The sequence below is a fragment of the Comamonas sp. BIGb0152 genome (assembly GCF_024809975.1).
In the GTDB taxonomy this organism is placed as follows: Bacteria; Pseudomonadota; Gammaproteobacteria; order Burkholderiales; family Burkholderiaceae_C; genus Comamonas.
Genome location: NZ_JANUDY010000009.1, coordinates 21,009 through 36,251, shown reverse-complemented (window position 1 = coordinate 36,251; position 15,243 = coordinate 21,009). Strand labels below are relative to the sequence as shown.

At 63.5% G+C, this 15,243-nt stretch carries 17 protein-coding genes; 4 read left to right on the top strand and 13 right to left on the bottom strand.

Features of this window, described 5'->3' with window-relative positions; translation table 11 throughout:
• Positions 1–2: 2 nt before the first annotated feature.
• Positions 3–356: a hypothetical protein gene (locus tag M2375_RS16890; protein ID WP_259169038.1), complete on the bottom strand. Its 354-nt coding sequence runs from the start codon at positions 354–356 to the stop codon at positions 3–5.
• Between the two features lie 509 nt (positions 357–865).
• Here M2375_RS16890 and M2375_RS16885 point away from each other — a divergent pair.
• Positions 866–1,975 (top strand): IPTL-CTERM sorting domain-containing protein, encoded by a 1,110-nt coding sequence (locus M2375_RS16885; protein WP_259169037.1) that lies wholly within the window; start codon positions 866–868, stop codon positions 1,973–1,975.
• A 240-nt stretch (positions 1,976–2,215) separates the two neighbouring features.
• Here M2375_RS16885 and M2375_RS16880 read toward each other — a convergent pair whose 3' ends face one another.
• Positions 2,216–2,683 (bottom strand): PRC-barrel domain-containing protein, encoded by a 468-nt coding sequence (locus M2375_RS16880; RefSeq protein WP_259169036.1) that lies wholly within the window; start codon positions 2,681–2,683, stop codon positions 2,216–2,218.
• Between the two features lie 91 nt (positions 2,684–2,774).
• Here M2375_RS16880 and M2375_RS16875 point away from each other — a divergent pair, with 91 nt between their 5' ends.
• Positions 2,775–3,401 (top strand): IPTL-CTERM sorting domain-containing protein, encoded by a 627-nt coding sequence (locus M2375_RS16875; protein ID WP_259169035.1) that lies wholly within the window; start codon positions 2,775–2,777, stop codon positions 3,399–3,401.
• Between the two features lie 73 nt (positions 3,402–3,474).
• On the opposite strand, the gene M2375_RS16870 is transcribed toward M2375_RS16875, so the two are convergent.
• The 3 genes from M2375_RS16870 to M2375_RS16860 form a co-directional block, all read right to left on the bottom strand.
• Positions 3,475–4,011 (bottom strand): Dps family protein, encoded by a 537-nt coding sequence (locus M2375_RS16870; RefSeq protein WP_259169034.1) that lies wholly within the window; start codon positions 4,009–4,011, stop codon positions 3,475–3,477.
• Between the two features lie 303 nt (positions 4,012–4,314).
• Positions 4,315–4,524 carry a helix-turn-helix transcriptional regulator gene (locus M2375_RS16865; protein WP_259169033.1) on the bottom strand — a complete coding sequence of 70 codons (210 nt, stop codon included), beginning with the start codon at positions 4,522–4,524 and terminating at the stop codon, positions 4,315–4,317.
• Complete coding sequence (locus M2375_RS16860; protein WP_259169032.1) at positions 4,524–4,934, bottom strand: hypothetical protein; 411 nt, start codon at positions 4,932–4,934, stop codon at positions 4,524–4,526. The genes M2375_RS16865 and M2375_RS16860 overlap by 1 nt, the downstream gene beginning before the upstream one ends.
• Before the next feature lie 332 nt (positions 4,935–5,266).
• On the opposite strand from M2375_RS16860, the gene M2375_RS16855 reads away from it, so the two are divergent.
• The gene (locus tag M2375_RS16855) at positions 5,267–6,370 is read left to right on the top strand and encodes an IPTL-CTERM sorting domain-containing protein (protein WP_259169031.1); all 1,104 of its coding nucleotides are present in this window, start codon (positions 5,267–5,269) and stop codon (positions 6,368–6,370) included.
• An 89-nt stretch (positions 6,371–6,459) separates the two neighbouring features.
• On the opposite strand, the gene M2375_RS16850 is transcribed toward M2375_RS16855, so the two are convergent.
• The 5 genes from M2375_RS16850 to M2375_RS16830 form a co-directional block, all read right to left on the bottom strand.
• Positions 6,460–7,863, bottom strand: coding sequence for a phosphatidylserine/phosphatidylglycerophosphate/cardiolipin synthase family protein (locus tag M2375_RS16850; protein WP_259169029.1), 1,404 nt, complete (start codon positions 7,861–7,863; stop codon positions 6,460–6,462).
• Positions 7,864–7,915: 52 nt separating this feature from the next.
• A complete protein-coding gene (gene arsC, locus M2375_RS16845; protein WP_259169028.1) occupies positions 7,916–8,272 on the bottom strand; it encodes an arsenate reductase (glutaredoxin) in 357 nt (118 codons plus the stop codon).
• 13 nt (positions 8,273–8,285) lie between these two features.
• Complete coding sequence (locus M2375_RS16840; RefSeq protein WP_116924645.1) at positions 8,286–8,690, bottom strand: hypothetical protein; 405 nt, start codon at positions 8,688–8,690, stop codon at positions 8,286–8,288.
• Between the two features lie 55 nt (positions 8,691–8,745).
• Positions 8,746–10,128: an ATP-binding cassette domain-containing protein gene (locus M2375_RS16835; RefSeq protein ID WP_259169027.1), complete on the bottom strand. Its 1,383-nt coding sequence runs from the start codon at positions 10,126–10,128 to the stop codon at positions 8,746–8,748.
• A 382-nt stretch (positions 10,129–10,510) separates the two neighbouring features.
• Entirely contained in the window at positions 10,511–12,145 is a 1,635-nt protein-coding gene (locus M2375_RS16830; protein WP_259169026.1) for an iron ABC transporter permease, read from the bottom strand.
• 88 nt (positions 12,146–12,233) lie between these two features.
• Here M2375_RS16830 and M2375_RS16825 point away from each other — a divergent pair, with 88 nt between their 5' ends.
• Positions 12,234–13,280, top strand: a complete 1,047-nt coding sequence (locus M2375_RS16825; RefSeq protein WP_259169025.1) for an ABC transporter ATP-binding protein — start codon at positions 12,234–12,236, stop codon at positions 13,278–13,280.
• 33 nt (positions 13,281–13,313) lie between these two features.
• On the opposite strand, the gene M2375_RS16820 is transcribed toward M2375_RS16825, so the two are convergent.
• Genes M2375_RS16820 through M2375_RS16810 form a run of 3 tightly spaced genes read right to left on the bottom strand, consistent with a single transcriptional unit; the run spans position 13,314 to position 15,148 of the window.
• Positions 13,314–14,069, bottom strand: coding sequence for a 1-acyl-sn-glycerol-3-phosphate acyltransferase (locus tag M2375_RS16820; protein WP_259169024.1), 756 nt, complete (start codon positions 14,067–14,069; stop codon positions 13,314–13,316).
• A 24-nt stretch (positions 14,070–14,093) separates the two neighbouring features.
• Complete coding sequence (ruvX, locus tag M2375_RS16815) at positions 14,094–14,543, bottom strand: Holliday junction resolvase RuvX (RefSeq protein ID WP_259169023.1); 450 nt, start codon at positions 14,541–14,543, stop codon at positions 14,094–14,096.
• Positions 14,540–15,148 (bottom strand): YqgE/AlgH family protein, encoded by a 609-nt coding sequence (locus M2375_RS16810; RefSeq protein ID WP_259169022.1) that lies wholly within the window; start codon positions 15,146–15,148, stop codon positions 14,540–14,542. The genes ruvX and M2375_RS16810 overlap by 4 nt, the downstream gene beginning before the upstream one ends.
• Between the last annotated feature and the right edge of the window lie 95 nt (positions 15,149–15,243).

Genomic DNA, 15,243 nt, shown 5'->3' with positions numbered 1-15,243 from the left:
GTTCACGCTTGTGGCAAACCATCGGCAGCAAATACCACACCGCGCGCTTCCAACTTGGCACGCGCTGCATGGTGTACAACGCCGCGCTTGCGCACATCCGCCTCCAACAATCTCACAAGCGTAGCTTGGCTGACATTGGCGTGGTGCACGACCTCCATGCGTACGCCCCAGCACCGGTCACTCGCAAAGCGATCCAGGATGTCGGCGTCCGCATCCGGGTTCATCGCTGCGGCAGCCCGTATCGCCTGGTTGGGGTCCGTCAAAAATGGCTCCAGTTCCGCTGCGTTCGCAGCGCCTGAAGCGGCGATATAGCGCCGCTCCTCAGCGGCTTTTTGCTCAGCGGTTTTTTTGGCCATGGCTTGTCCTGATCCGGTGGAAGAAGCATCACTTGCCAAGCGATCTGAAGGAGCCTCTGAAAAAAATCCTTGCCGAGGTCTGCACGCGGTCTCGGGTGGTCCGCGTCCATCCCATTGAGCCAGGGCTCTGCAGCGGGGCTGGCCCTCTGCAGGGCATGCCTGGCATTTATGGCCGCAAGATGATTAATCGCTTTATTTTATTCAAATCACTATTTGGCGACTGAATGGATTGTCAACAATATAAATCTCATCGGTATTTTGCTAAATACCTCTTTTAAGCGCCATAAAAGCAAACGCTTGTCGTAAAAACCAAAGGCCAAGCCCCCGGCCACCATTGTATATTTTGCTTACTTTTTAGAGTCCGTCTATCGAGTATCCAATGGGGAATTTCAATAGTCAGACGATGGAATTAAATATGCCCTGGGTTACTGCCACGCGTGACCAGAAACTACACCGCCATGGATAACAAGCCAAGGCGCTAGCGGCTCAAAATGTGAATGGAAAGCATGATGCAAAAACAGATTCTGACCCTTGTCGCAGCGCTTGCGATGGCCTTGCCCAGTTTGTCTACGGCCGCGTTTGTATCAGGCCCCGTTTTCTATAACTACAGCGACATCTATTCTGGAACATCAGAAGATTTGACCTATGACGCCGATGGCACGCCGTACAGCGACTTGCCGGTGCTTTTGATTTGCATCGACCACAGCACACAACCCCCCTTTGACTACAAAGTCAATCCTGCTCAATTCGACACGCAAGCAGGCGCCAGCGCCATCAAAGGCCCCTCCGGTGCCGCAGGCGAGGCGGCGGTCTACTGGCTGCTCGACCAGTACTACCTCAGCTACTACAAGACCGGCACCACGGAGCAGCGGCGCGCATTGCAATACGCGCTGTGGGAGATTGGCAACGACTACGATGGAAGTGCCGGCAGCATCAACATCAGCGCAGGAGCCTCGCGCCCAGCCTCCGAGAACGTCCTTGACTATGGCGGTACTGACCAAGCCGCGTTTGTCACCGCCTACAACACCTTGTACGACGCCATGAAGGCCAGTCTGCCGACGCTGCGCACGTCCTACCGCTCCAACACCTACACGATGGACCTGTTCCGCAACCGGAATCCGGCGTACCAGCACATGGTGGCCCTGATCGAGCGCGCACCACCCAATATCGTACCGACTGCCGAGCCAGCCATTTCAGGAACACCCCAGGTCGGCTCGACGGTCACGGGCAGCTATACCTATGCCGACACCAACGCCGATGTGGAAGACCCCAGCGGCACGGGCAGCAGCTACCAGTTTGTTACCAGCGCCAACCCCAGCATTGGCAGCTCCAGTGAAGGCACGGTCGTAGCCAGCGGCACGACCGGGGGTGCTGGCCAAACCGTCAGCTACACCTTGCAGCCTGCCGATCTGAACCAGTACGTGTTTTTCTGCGTCACGCCCGCCGCACAAACCGGCGCTAGCCCCGGGCTTCAGGTATGCACAAGCCCGGTGGGTCGTGTCACCCCTCGCGTGGTGCAGCAAGCCCCAACGCCCGTGCCGGGCCTGGGACCATGGGCACTGGTCAGCCTGACACCGCTGATCGCCTTGCTGGGGATCCGGCGTCAGCGCAGGTCCTGACGCCATGGAGCCGCCTTCGGGCCAATGCCAGTCAGTTAAGCCCTGGCTGGCATTGACCGCAAGCTGGCTTTTTATCGTCAATAGATTCTTGGCGGATGTGCCAGCGGCTGCGGCAGCCCGCAGGTTTGCTTCGCTGGGATTTCCCGGCAGGAAGCGGGCAGCCCGACAGAAAGACCAGCACGGCAAAAGCGCCGGTGCTGCGTTTCACAGCACCCGGCGCTCTGCGGAAGACGGCAGGCCTTAAGCGGCTGCCTTGGGATACACAAACTGCGGCAGACCCTGCAAGGTCTCCTTGCTCGCGTCGGGCAGCAGCAAGCCATATTTACCCAGCTTGAAGCGCGAGAACTCAATGGCGACGTCATAGGTGCCCAAGCCCATGAAGCCACCGATCCCGACGATCGCAAAAATCAGGCTGTCCTCTTTGCCCACGATCACGTCATCGACGGTGCCGATCTCTTGGCCATTGGTGTCGTGCACCGGCTCGCCAATGAATTCTTTCTTGACGCTCCAGCCGGTGGCCAGCACTTCCGCCCCGCGGGGCGAGATGGCGAAGGGGGTATGAATTGTGACTTTTTCCTGGGTTTCCATAAACGCACCATAAAAAATGGAGTAGTCACAGACTGTATCAAGATCTGTGGGGCTCAAGAAAGACCCTATTGCTGCTTTTTGCAAAGACGGCGCGGCGTCTGACAGAGCAAGAATGGGCATTCAGACCGCCCGCACTCAGGCAGGGATGGACTTATCAATCATTGACATTTCTGATACATTTGCTTGCATTCAATCCCCTTGAGAATCCCCGATGAAAAAATTACTGTGCGCGGGCGCATTGGCGCTGGCGGTGGGTGGCTTTGCCTCGGCAGCCCATGCCGCCTTGGTGCAATGGACCCTGACGAATGTGACATTCGTTGATGGAGGCACTGCCTCTGGCTCCTATGTGTTCGATGCAGAAACCAACACCTTCAGCCGGATCAGCATTGCCACCACCGGCACGGAAGGCGTTCCAGCCGCCAGCTTTAGCAATACCTGCGATGGTACGAACTGCGCAGCTCCGTCGCCCCTGCCTGCCCAATTCATCTTTTTTGCGCCTGCTGATACCAGCGACATGACGGGCAAGCAGGTTCTGGCGCTGGATCTGCAAAGCGCCATGACCGATGCCGGCGGCACCATCGCCATCAACCCTCCCAACGTGGAGCCCGAGGCCACGGTGGCTTTGCGCAGCAAAGCCTTTTCCACGGTGTGCCCTGATGCCCAATGCCCATTCCCTGGCCCCATGCGCTTCATCGCCTCCGGTGACGTCGTCGGCCGTGCGTTTGTAGCGCCCACCGCAGTCGCCACCCCCGTGCCCACGCTGGCACCCTGGGGCCTGGCCTTGCTGTCGCTGCTGCTGGCCCCACTGGCCTGGTTGAACCAACGCCGCCAGCGGTAAGCGTCTACACCGGCGCACGCCCAGCGCCACGCTGCCCTGGGCTTACGCCACCGAGGGCAGCATGCGCGCTCAATCAGCCTGCGCTGCGGCTGGATTCAAACAGGAACCAGGTGCGGCGCTCGGTCTCATCGATCCAGTTTTCCAGCAGGCTCGATGATGCAATGTCGCGGTGCTCGTCCGTTACGTTGTGGGCCTCGCGCAGGCGGGCCGCCATCTGCTGGTTGTCCTCGCGCAGTTCAGCCAGCATATCCAGCGGATCGACATAGTCGGCATCGTTGTCGCTGATGCGCTGCAAGCGCGCGATATGGCCAATGGAGCGCAAGGTCGTGCCACCCACCTTGCGGATGCGCTCGGCAATGGGGTCGGTCATCGCATAGAGCTGGTCGGCCTGTTCATCGAGCAGCAGGTGGTAATCGCGAAAATGCGGACCACTCATGTGCCAATGGAAATTCTTGGTTTTGAGGTAGAGCGCAAACACGTCCGCCAGGATGCCGTTGAGCGCCGCGCTGATGTCCTTGGTGGCGCCAGCGGCCAGATCGCTGGGCGTTACCAGCGGCGCCTTGCGGCGAGCCTTGCTATCACTTTTACTGCTGCTGTCAGATTTGGCCATGGTGTAGCTTTCAAACAAAGGTCGACGATGAACGAAGCGAAAGCGAGCGATCAAGCCAGGGCGTATCTGCCGACCAGATGGCAGCCCGATGGCCATGGCTCGCCCGCCCGTGCAGGCTCTGCAAACCACCCGTCACCCGCCATAAATAGAACAGAAGACTAGGTTTATGCAGATGTTCTCTAGCTTCAACCGAAAGCAGAAATATTGCAAATAAAACCCTGTCAGCCTATGCCGATGATGCCGGCCACCGCGCAGACCCATGACCCAGATCAGTGATGCGCCAAGCATTTGGCCGTTAAAAAATCAGGCCTCGGCGCTGCGATAGGGGTTGCAGAAGATCGCCTCGACGGGCAGCGCGAACACCACGCTGATGCGGTAGGCCAGATCAAGCGAGGGATCGTGCTTGCCCGTCTCCAGCGCATTCACCGCCTGGCGCGACACCCCCAGGCGCTGCGCCAGATCGGCCTGCGTCCACTGGGCCTTGGCGCGCAGCGTGCGCAAATGGTTGTCCATCAGCCACGCACCCGCATGATGCACGTCACCAGCGCCCACACCAGCCAGAACAGCGGCACCACCAGCCAGGCCGGCGCATGGGGCGCTGCGGCATAGCTCTCGCCAAACCCCCAGACGCTGCACAGCATCAGCACCAGGCCGCAGGCAATCACCACGCTGCGAATGGCCTGCGCGCGCTGGTATTCATCCGCCGCCTGTATCCACTGCAAGGAGGCGCGCAGCTGCGCCGCAATCGGCAGCGAAACGGCCAGCGCCAGCAGCCAGGCCGCTGGGGTGCCAACGATGGCATCAAAAACGCCCACGATGACCAGTGCATGGATGGCGCAGTACAGGCCCATCCACAACGCGGTGCGGATGAGGTAGGCGCGCATGGAAGGGCTGGGGTATGGGGGAGGCAGTGCGTGTTGCATGGTCAAGATGAAAGCGAAAATGTAAAGTAGACCTGACTTTAGCAAATGTCAGGTTTACTTGTCAATGCATCCCAGCCCTTGTTGCAGCGGAGCGGTGGCAGACGGCCTGCTTGCTCCTGAACCTGTAGCAAATGTCACAACTCTGTGGACAATTCTCAACAGCTATAGATTGATCAGAATTGACTACAGACAATTTCTATTGGATTTGAAAGAATCATAAATCAATTGATTTATTAAATCCAATCGCCATGCTCCATCGACAAATACACCCAGGTCGCCCATGGGCCCTCCATGCCCTTCTGGCAGCGACCTTGGGGCTCTGCGCGCTGCAGGTGCAAGCACAAACCCCTGTCACCATCGATTGCAGCCCCAACTCGCTGGCGCAGCTCAACACCGGCCAGCCCAGCGCAGCCAACCCTGCCATCGACGGGCGTTGGCGCTTCCAGTACCTGCAGGCCTACGCGGGCAGCAGCCCGGTCAACTGGGGCAGCTTTGGTGATGCAGCCATCGTCACCAACCGCAATGCCAACTGGACCAGCACGCCAGCCAACAGCAGCGCTGCGCAATGGATTGGGCTGAATGCCTGGGGTAGCCAGCCCTACATCGACGGGGCCAACTACGGCAATATCGATGCGCTGTTCCAGGTGGAGTTCAATCTTGATCCCAGCGTCTCTCTGGGCAGCTTTCAGCCCTCGATGACTTACAGCGCGGACAACTCGGTGGTGGATATCTTCATCAACGGCCAATCGCAGCTGGCACGGGGCGCGGGAACCTGGGGCCTGCCCCAGGCGGGCACCACCAACCAGTTCAACTACAACGGCTTTGGCAGCTACCGCTGGCTCAGCATTGCCATGGCATCGCCCGATTGGCAGGCAGGGGCCAACACCATCACGGTCTATGTCAAAAGCGGCAACCCCGCCATGGGCTTTGCAGCGGCCATCTCGGGCGCCAATGCCTGCGTCGCCAATGATGCACCCAGTGCCGTCCCTGCCGTCAGCGGCCAGCCCGAAGTCGGCCAGACACTGACAGGCACCTACAGCTATGCGGACACCGAAACCGATCCGGAAGACAGCAGCAGCGCGGGCACGCGCTACCAATGGGTGCGCAGCGCCAATGCCAGCCTGACCCAAGCCGCTCAGGGCACGGTGCTGCAATCGGGCAGTACGCTGGGTGCAGCGGCCACGGTGGCCTACACCACGCAAGCAGCCGACGACAAGGCCTATCTGTACTACTGCGTCACCCCTGTCGCAGTGCGTGGCACCTTGGTCGGGCCCGAGGTGTGCAGTGCTGCCTTCGGCCCCATCAAGACCGCCACCCCGCCGCAACCCGTGGCTGCCAAGGCGGTTCCCACGCTCGGTATCTGGGGATTGCTGGGCCTGTCGGGCCTGATGGCGGGATGGGGCATGGCCCGTTCACGCCGACGCGCTCAACGATGATGCCAGCCGCCTTCGGGCGGTTTTCTTTTAGAGCCCGAGGGCCTGGTTTCACGGGTCCGAGCAGGTCTGGACCGCCAAGCCGCTCACGCCTACAGCTGGAAGGCCACCGCGCGCACCAGACCCTCGCCCACATCCCGCCACCAGCTGGGCCGGCGGTAGACATAGGCACTGCTTTGCTGCATCTGCTGGCTGCACCATTGGTGCAGCCAGGCAATCTCGGAGGCGCTGTAGAAAGCGGTCATGGCTTCGTAGTTCAAGAACAGGCTGCGCCCATCCAGGTTGGCCGACCCGCACAGCCCCATGCTGTCGTCCACAATCACCACCTTGGCATGCACCATATGCGGTGAGCAGAACACCTCGGCCCCCGCCAGCACCAAGGCGCGCAAGGCACGCTCACGGGCCCAGTCCGCCAGGCGGTGGTTAGAGCACTGGGGCACCACAATGCGCAGCCGCACACCCCGCCGGCAGGCCAGGCACCAGGCCTCCAGCAGCGCATCGTCGGGCACAAAATAAGGGCTCACCAAGGTGATGGAGCGCTGCGCGTGGAAGGCGCTGGCCAGGTACAGCGCATGCAGGGTATCGTCGGCATGGTCGGGCCCGCTGGGCAGCCACTGGGCCCAGGCCTGGTCGCCCCCGCCCAGCGCCATCGCGGGCGACAACCACATAGGGCGGCGCCGGCCCCGTGCGGCGCGCCAGTCGGCCTCAAACTGCGCGGTCACCACACCGGCCAGGGCGCCCTGCACGCTAAAGCTCAGGTCCACCCAGGCCGGGTGCCCGGCGCTGCTGGGCAGAAAGTACTCGTCGGCCAGGTTGCGCCCTCCGCTCCAGACATGCACGCCATCAGCCACCGCCAGTTTGCGGTGGTTGCGCAGGTTGCTGCCACCGCGAATCGGCTGCAGCATGGGCACCATAAAGCGGCGCACCAGCACCCCCGAGCGCCGCAACTGGCGCAGCCGCGAAGGCAGCAAGCGCCAGCAGCCCACGCCATCGATCAGCAGCCGCACCTTGACACCGCGCTGTGCCGCCTGCTGCAGCGCCGCGCCAATCTGGCGCCCCACCACATCATCGGCAAATACATAGGTGCTCAGGTCCAGGCTGCGCCGGGCTTGCTCAATCAACAGCAATAACTGCTGCAGCGCCTGCAGCCCATCCTCGTGAAAAACCACTTGTGCATTGGGCTGGGCCGCATCCAGCTCCATGCTGGCCAGCAGCTGGCCGGCCCAGGCGGGCACCTGCTGGGGCACGGTGCTGCGGCGCAGGCCAGCGTTGGGCGTAACGGCATGCGCCGGCGGCCGCACCGCCTTGCGCGGCCCAAACACCAAAAACAGCGGCAAAAACAGATAGGGAAACGTGAGCATGCCCAGCACCCAGCCAATCGCCGAGGCGGGGTGGCGGCGCTGGTGCCCGGCGCGGGTGACCAGGGTGTAGATCAGCAGCGCCACCATCACCGCAATCGTGTGGCCCAGGCCAGAAAGTACGGTCACGCGCAGCATGGTCTGGGCCCTGGCTAAGGCCGCTGCGCAGCGGGGGTCCGCGCCAGGCCCATCACAGCAGTTCGAGCACGCGCTCAGGTGGACGGCACAAACGCGCGCCCTTGGCGCTCACCACAATCGGCCGGTTGAGCAGCGCGGGGTGGGCAGCGATCTGCGCGATCAGCTCGGCATCGCTCAGGCCCTCGCGGCCCAGACCCAGTTCCTGGTAGAGGGCGTCCTTGCTGCGCATGACCTCGCGCACCGGCAGGCCCAGCTGGGCGATCAGCGCGCCCAGATGCGCGGCGTCCAGCTGCGCATGCAGGTAGTCGACGATCTGGGGCTGGACGCCTTGCGCCTCCAACAGCGCCAGCGCGCTGCGCGAGTTGCTGCAGCGCGGGTTGTGGTAGATGGTGATCGTGTCTTGGGCCATGCCCCCGATCTTATTACAGAGAGGCTTCGAGCTCGGGCATGATGATGCGCGCCTTGGTCAGCGCCATGCCCAGGTTGGCCGTGCGCCGGCACACCAGCACGGCCACATACTCGGGGTTGGTCTTGCCGCGCATGAAGATGTGGATCAGGTTGTCGCTGTTGACGATGATCTCCTGGAAGTAGTGGTGGCCATCGTCTTGCAGGCCACGCGACTTCTTGAACATGCGCTCGATCATCGACACATTGGGGCCGTTGAAGAGGTCGGCCGTCGCAGCGGCCACCAGGTCGATCACCTCACGGGGGTGCGAATCCACCGTGCGAATGGCCAGCAGCATGCCGGTGGCCACATCGACATAGCCGGCGGCCAGGCATTCGGGCACAAAGGTGGCAACTTTCTGCAAAACGGTATCCATGGACATGTAATGTGTTCCTTCAAAGGGGTTTGATGACAGGGGCCGGCGCCAGTCGCCGGTTTCAGCCCATTTTTTCCAGCAGCATTTCTTCGTAAGCCGAGAGCGCGTTTTCCTGTCGCTCCGACTGCACGTACTGCGGCTCGATCACGCGCACACGGCGCAGCGCTTCCTCGGCCGTGATGCCTTCAAATACCAGCCAGGCGGCCAGCACGGTGCCGGTGCGGCCCAGGCCTGCCAGGCAGTGCACGGCCAACACCTCGCCGTCCAGCAGCAGGCGTTTCATCTTGAGCATCAGCATCTGCAACTGCGATACCGAGGGCGGCTCGCGGTCATGCACGGGCAGATGCACATTGCGCAGGCCATGGCGGGCCAGCGCGGCTTGGTCGATGTCCTGCTCGGTGAGCGACACCAGCACGGTGACGCCACAGCGCTTCAAGGCCTGCATGTCGACATCGACGTCGTTGACCACACCGGGCAGCGGCGTGCCGGCCAGCTTGCCGGGCACCAGCCAGGCAAAGCCACGCGGCCCGCGCGCACCGGGCACATAGTGCGCGGCGGCCAGCACCGGGTTGGCCAGGGCCAGATCGGGCAAGACGGCACGCTGGCTTTGGCGCGCCGCCTGGGCGGCCGTAGGTGCCGGCACCGCCGCTGCAGGCGCAGGCTCGGCCTGCATGGCCTCCTGCACCGACAGCTCGGGCACCACCACCGCACAGCTGCCGCTGCGCACAAACTGCTGGCCGGCCGGAGAGTACGGGGCCGAGAAAAATGGCTCGGCACGGCTGGTCTCCTGCACCGCCCCGCCCGCCAGCAGCAGCACATGGTCGGCCACCTTGTGGGCATGGCGCTGGTTGTGGGTCACCAGCAGCACCGCCCGCTCCCGGGCAAGGCGTTTGAGCAACTCCAGCAGCAGGTAGCTGTCGTAATCCTGCAGATCGGCGGTGGGCTCGTCGCACATCAGCAAGGCCGGCTCAGCGGCTGCCTCGCGCAAGATGGCAATGGCGCGTTGGTAGAGCGGGGACAGCTCGATGGCTGGCTGCGCCAGCATGGGTTTGATATCGGCAAACCCCATGCGCTCCAGGTAGGCCTCGCACCAGGCGCGCCGGTCAAGACCGGACAGCGGATGGGCCAGTTGCAGCAGCTCACTGAGCGAGTCCTGCACGCTGGCCTGCATCAGCCGCACATGCTGGCGCACCAGGTGCGGCCGGTGCTCGCCCGCCAGGGGCTGGCCGGCATAGCGCAGCTGCCCCCATTGCACAAAACGCGGGTTCTCGTCATTGAGGCCGGCCAGGCTGCGCAGCAAGGTGGACTTGCCGCCGCCCACCGGCCCCATCAAGGCCGTGATGGCGCGCGGCGCGATCTGCAGTTGCAGGCCGGTGAGGATGACCTTGTCACCATAGGCCACGCCCCAGTTGTCTGTTTCCAGAACGGGTGTTGTTGGTTGCACGCGATGGAGGCCGCTGGGCGGCATTGGGAGTTGAGCGGTAAGCACAATGGCCGAAGCTGGAGCTCGCACCCCGGCGCAGCGCCAACCGCCCCCTTGCAGTGATCGCAACAACCACCGCCATTGGGAAAAGGAAACACCAATCGTCAATTAATGTTTCGAAAAAATCAGTTTAGGTGGAAACCCCTAATGCACATTTGATCTAGATCAAATGCGAAATAGACGGACGGTGGAACAGGCAAAAGTGCCACAGCCAGGCGACGGCCCGGGAAACGAGGGATGAAGTGCGGCCGGCGAGGTGTGGCCAAAGATGTGTCGCCGCTCAAGTACGGCCGCTGCGCCCCCATGGGCGAGCAGCCTGCGCAACACCTCGCCAAAGGCGGTGTCAGCGGCTGGCAGACACCCGCATGGTGCGGATCAGCAGGATGACGGGCACCAGGCCCACCAGCACCAGCGCCAGCGATGGCAGGGCCGCCTCGCCCAGCCGTTCATCGCGCGCCAGCTGGTAGGCGACGACGGCCAGGGTGTCGCTGTTGAAAGGCCGCAGCACCATGGTGGCGGGCAGCTCCTTCATCACATCAACAAACACCAGCAGGGCGGCCGTCAGTGCCGAGCGGCGCAGCAGCGGCCCATGCACCCGGGCCACCAGGCCGGCACTGCCAACCCCCAGCATGCGCGCCGATTCGTCCAGGCTTTTGGGAATGCGGGTGTAGCCACTTTGCAAGGACTGCAGCGCAATGGCGGTAAAGCGCACCAGGTAGGCCCAGATAATGCCCGTCGAGGTCGCGGTGATCAGGGCCGGAAAGCCCCACTGCGGAAACGACTGCTGCACCCAGCCGACCGGCAGCAGCAAACCCACCACAATCACCGCGCCCGGTACGGCATAACCCAGGCTGATGAGGCCCACCGTCGTGCGGGTGACCCAGTCCTGGCTGCGGCGCGCAGCGTAGGCCGCCAGCGAGGCAATGGCCACGGCCAGCACCGCCGTGATGGTGCCAAAGCGGATGCTGTTGCCGGCCCATTGCACAAAGCGCTCCAGCGGAATCACCGACCAGTCTGCCGCCAGCGGCCGCAGCATGAACAGGACGGGCAACACAAAACCCAGCAGCACCGGCAGGCCACAGACCAGCCACGCGGCCAGGCAGCGCGCGCCTTGCAAGCGGTGGGGCTGGGCCTCGGCAGACGATGCCCGCCCCACCCCGCTGGTGACAAAGCGCATGCGCCGCTGCGCGCGCAGCTCCAGCTGCAGCACCACCAGCACCAAGACCAGCAGCATCGTCGCCAGCTGGGCTGCCGCACTGCGGTTTTCCATCGATAGCCAGGCTTTGTAGATGCCGGTAGTAAAGGTCTGGATGCCGAAGTAACTCACCACGCCAAAATCGGCCAAGGTCTCCATCATCACCAGTGCAACGCCGGCCACCACCGCAGGCCGCGCCATCGGCAAGGCCACGGTCTGGATGCGGCGCGGCAGCGAAGCGCCCAGCAGGCGCGCGGCCTCCATCAGGTGCGCGGCGCGCTCGCTCAAGGCCGTGCGGGCCAGCAGGTAGACATAGGGGTAGAGCGAGACCACAAACACCAGCACCGCGCCGCCCAGCGAGCGCACCTCCGGCAGCAGCCGCCCTTCGAGCCCAAAGCTGGCGCGCATCCACACCTGCAGCGGTCCACTGAACTGCAGAAAATCGGTATAGGCATAGGCCGTTACATAGGCCGGCATGGCCAGCGGCAGCAGCAGCAACCACTCCAAGGTCTTGCGACCGCGAAAGTCGAACAGTGTCACCGCTGCCGCGCACAAGGTGCCCAGCACCGCCGAGCCCAGTGCCACCATCAGGCCCAGCGCCACCGTGGTGCGAATATAGCCTGGCAGCACCGTCGCAAACATCTCGCGCACCACGGCAAAGGCATCCGCATCATTGCCCGCGCCCGGCAGCCAGGCGCTGAAAACAGTGAGCACCGGCAGCACCAACACCAAGGCAATGGCTACGAGCAGAAGCTGGCGACGGAAGCGGGCAAGGTTTTGCAAATGCGAATCACTGACGGACCAAAAGCTGGCGATTCTACCTGCGGCGGCACTAAGCCCTCCTCGCCTATCGGCCCTCTACAATGCAGCCATGTTTCTTGAGGTCTCCCAACTGAATGTGCGCTATGCCGGGCGCCCCCAGCCTGCCGTGGCGCAGGTGTCTTTGCAACTGCAAGCTGGCGACATCGGTGTGCTGATCGGCCCCTCAGGCTGCGGCAAGACCACCTTGTTGCGCGCCGTCGCCGGTCTGGAGCCCATCAGCGGCGGCGAGATCCGCCTGCAAGGCCAGGTGGTCAGCAGCAGCAGCGCCAGCCTGCCGCCTGAAAAGCGCCGCATCGGCATGGTGTTCCAGGATTACGCGCTGTTCCCGCATTTGACGGTGGGCAAGAATGTGTCTTTCGGAATCCACCACCTGCCCAAGGCGGCACAGCAGCACAGGGTGCAGCAAGTGCTGGCCTTGGTGGGGCTGGAGAACAGTGCTGCGCGCTACCCGCATGAGCTATCGGGCGGGCAGCAGCAACGTGTGGCACTGGCCCGGGCGCTGGCGCCCAAGCCCCAGCTGATGCTGCTCGATGAGCCCTTCTCCAACCTCGATGTGGACCTGCGCGAGCGCCTGGCCCATGAGCTGCGCGACATCCTCAAGGCCGCGCAGGCCACTGCCCTGTTCGTCACGCACGACCAGCTCGAAGCCTTTGCCATTGGCGACCAGATCGGCGTGATGGAAAGCGGCCACCTGCACCAGTGGGCCGATGCAAGCACCTTGTTCCAAAAGCCCGCCAGCCGCTTTGTGGCCAACTTCATCGGCCACGGCAGCTTGCTGCCCGCCAGCCCGCTGGCCGCAGGCCAGGGCTGGCAGCTGGACACCCCTTTGGGCGCCATTGCCACACCCGAGGCCCCGCAGGCCTGCGATGTGCTGCTGCGCGCCAGCGAGGTCGTGTTCGACCCGGCCTCGCCCCACCGCGCCACCTTGCTGCGCAAATCGTTCCGGGGATCGCAGTATTTGTACACCTTGCAGCTGCCCAGCCAGCAGCTGGTCTACGCCCAGGTCTCCAGCCAGCTGCAGCACGCCGTGGGTGACAGCATTGGCCTGCGCGCCCAGCCCGAGCACCTGGTCTGCTTTGCGCCGCTGGCGCGCTGAGCCGCTGGCGCGCCCCGTTGGCGCACTAGCGCATCAGCGCTGCACCTGGCGCAATGCGTCAACAGCCGCTTGCAGGTCCGCCGACCAATCGCGCCGGTTGCGGCCTGCATGGGTCTGTGGCTCGCCATAGTTCAGCTGGGCCACCAGGGGCGGCGCCGTCACGGTGCGCCACATCGAGCCGATCAGGCTCTCGTCACCCACATAGCTGGGGGCGCTGCTCATGCGCCCGGTCTGCTTGTCATAAAAGCACAGGCCCAGCGGCTGCACGGCCGCATCGGCCGCAATCGCCGACTGCAGCAAGTTGGCATGGAAAGGCAGCAACTGCTGGCCATCGCCGGTGGTGCCCTCTGGGAACACCGCCACAATATCGCCCTTGCGCAGTGCCTCTTCCATGCGGCTGACGGTACGCATCGCATCGCGGCGCGAATGGCGCTCAATGAACAAGGTACCGGCTGCACTGGCCAGGCTGCCGATGATGGGCCAGGCCTTGACATCGGATTTGGAGACAAAGCGGCAGTGCTTGGCCGCATGGATGGCGGGAATATCCAGCCAGGACAGGTGGTTGGCCACCAGCAGCAAAGGGCCCTGTTGGGGCACGGCGCCCAGCACGCGCAGCTCAATGCCACTCATCTTGAGCAGCTGGCCGGCCCAGCGCTCTACGGCCCGGTTGCGCTCCTCATGGCCCAGGCGGCCAAACGTGAGCCAGATCTTGGTGACACCTAGCACGATGTGCAGGCCCATGCGCGCAAGGCGCCACAGGCCGACGAGGGAGCGAATCAGTGCGTGCATGGGGGTGTTCGAAAAAAACCGCCTTCAGGGGGCAGCATCCAGGTCGGGCACATCCAGGCTGCGCATGAACTGTTCAAGAATGATGCAGGCCGAGGCCGCATCGGCATCGCGCGCGCCGCTGGCCAGGGCCTCGGTGGTGCTGTAGCGCTCATCCACCTCAAACACCAGCAAGCCAAAGCGGCCGCGCAACTGGCGCGCAAAACGCAGTGCATGGGCGGTGTTCTCGTGGGCGGCGCCATCAGGGTGGTAGGGCACGCCCACCACCAGCGCCTCGGGTTGCCACTGCGCGATCAGGCTATCCATCGGGGTAAAGCGGGCCTTGCCCTCGGCATGGATGGTGGGCAGCGGCCGGGCCGTTCCCAGCATGCGCGTGCCATACGCGGCGCCGGTGCGCTTCATGCCAAAGTCAAAAGCCAGAAAGCTCTGCATACCCTGCGCCTGTGCCAGCAAGGGCTTGGTGGCGGCATCCGTCATGCGCGGCCGGCTGCGGCAGACAGCGCCCAGGACTGCACGCCCAGCAGGGCCAGCGCCATGTCGTAGCGCTCTTCCACAGGGGTGTCAAAAATAACGCCCGCATCGGCATGCACGGTGAGCCAGGCGTTCTCGGTGATTTCCGATTCCAGCTGGCCTTCGCCCCAGGTCGAATAGCCCAGCGAGACCAGCACGCGGTGCGGCCCGGCGCCGGTGGACAGGGCTTCGAGCACATCGCGCGAGGTGGTCATCTCCAGCCCGCCAGGAATGGTCAGGGTGGCGGAATAGGCTGATTCGTCACCGGCGCTGGCGTCCAGCACAATCCGGTCATGCAGCACAAAGCCGCGCTCGGTGTGCACGGGCCCGCCCTGGAAGACCGGCTCCAGCTCCAGGTCTTCGCGGCGCAGCGGCAGATCGACCTTGTCGAACAGCTTGCCCATGGTGATGTCCGAGGGCTTGTTGATGATGATGCCCAAGGCACCTTTTTCGCTGTGTTCACAGACATAGACCACGCTGCGGCCAAACATTTCGTCTTGCATGCCAGGCATCGCAATCAGAAAGTGGTGGGTCAGGTTCAGGGTCCCGGAAGTGTCAGTCGCAGCGCTCATAGGCCCATTGTACGGGCAGGCCGACCGCCTTTTTGCTGCGCAGCACGCACAAAAAAAGGGCTGCCCTAGGGCAGCCCTCGTCGCTGTGGCGGTAC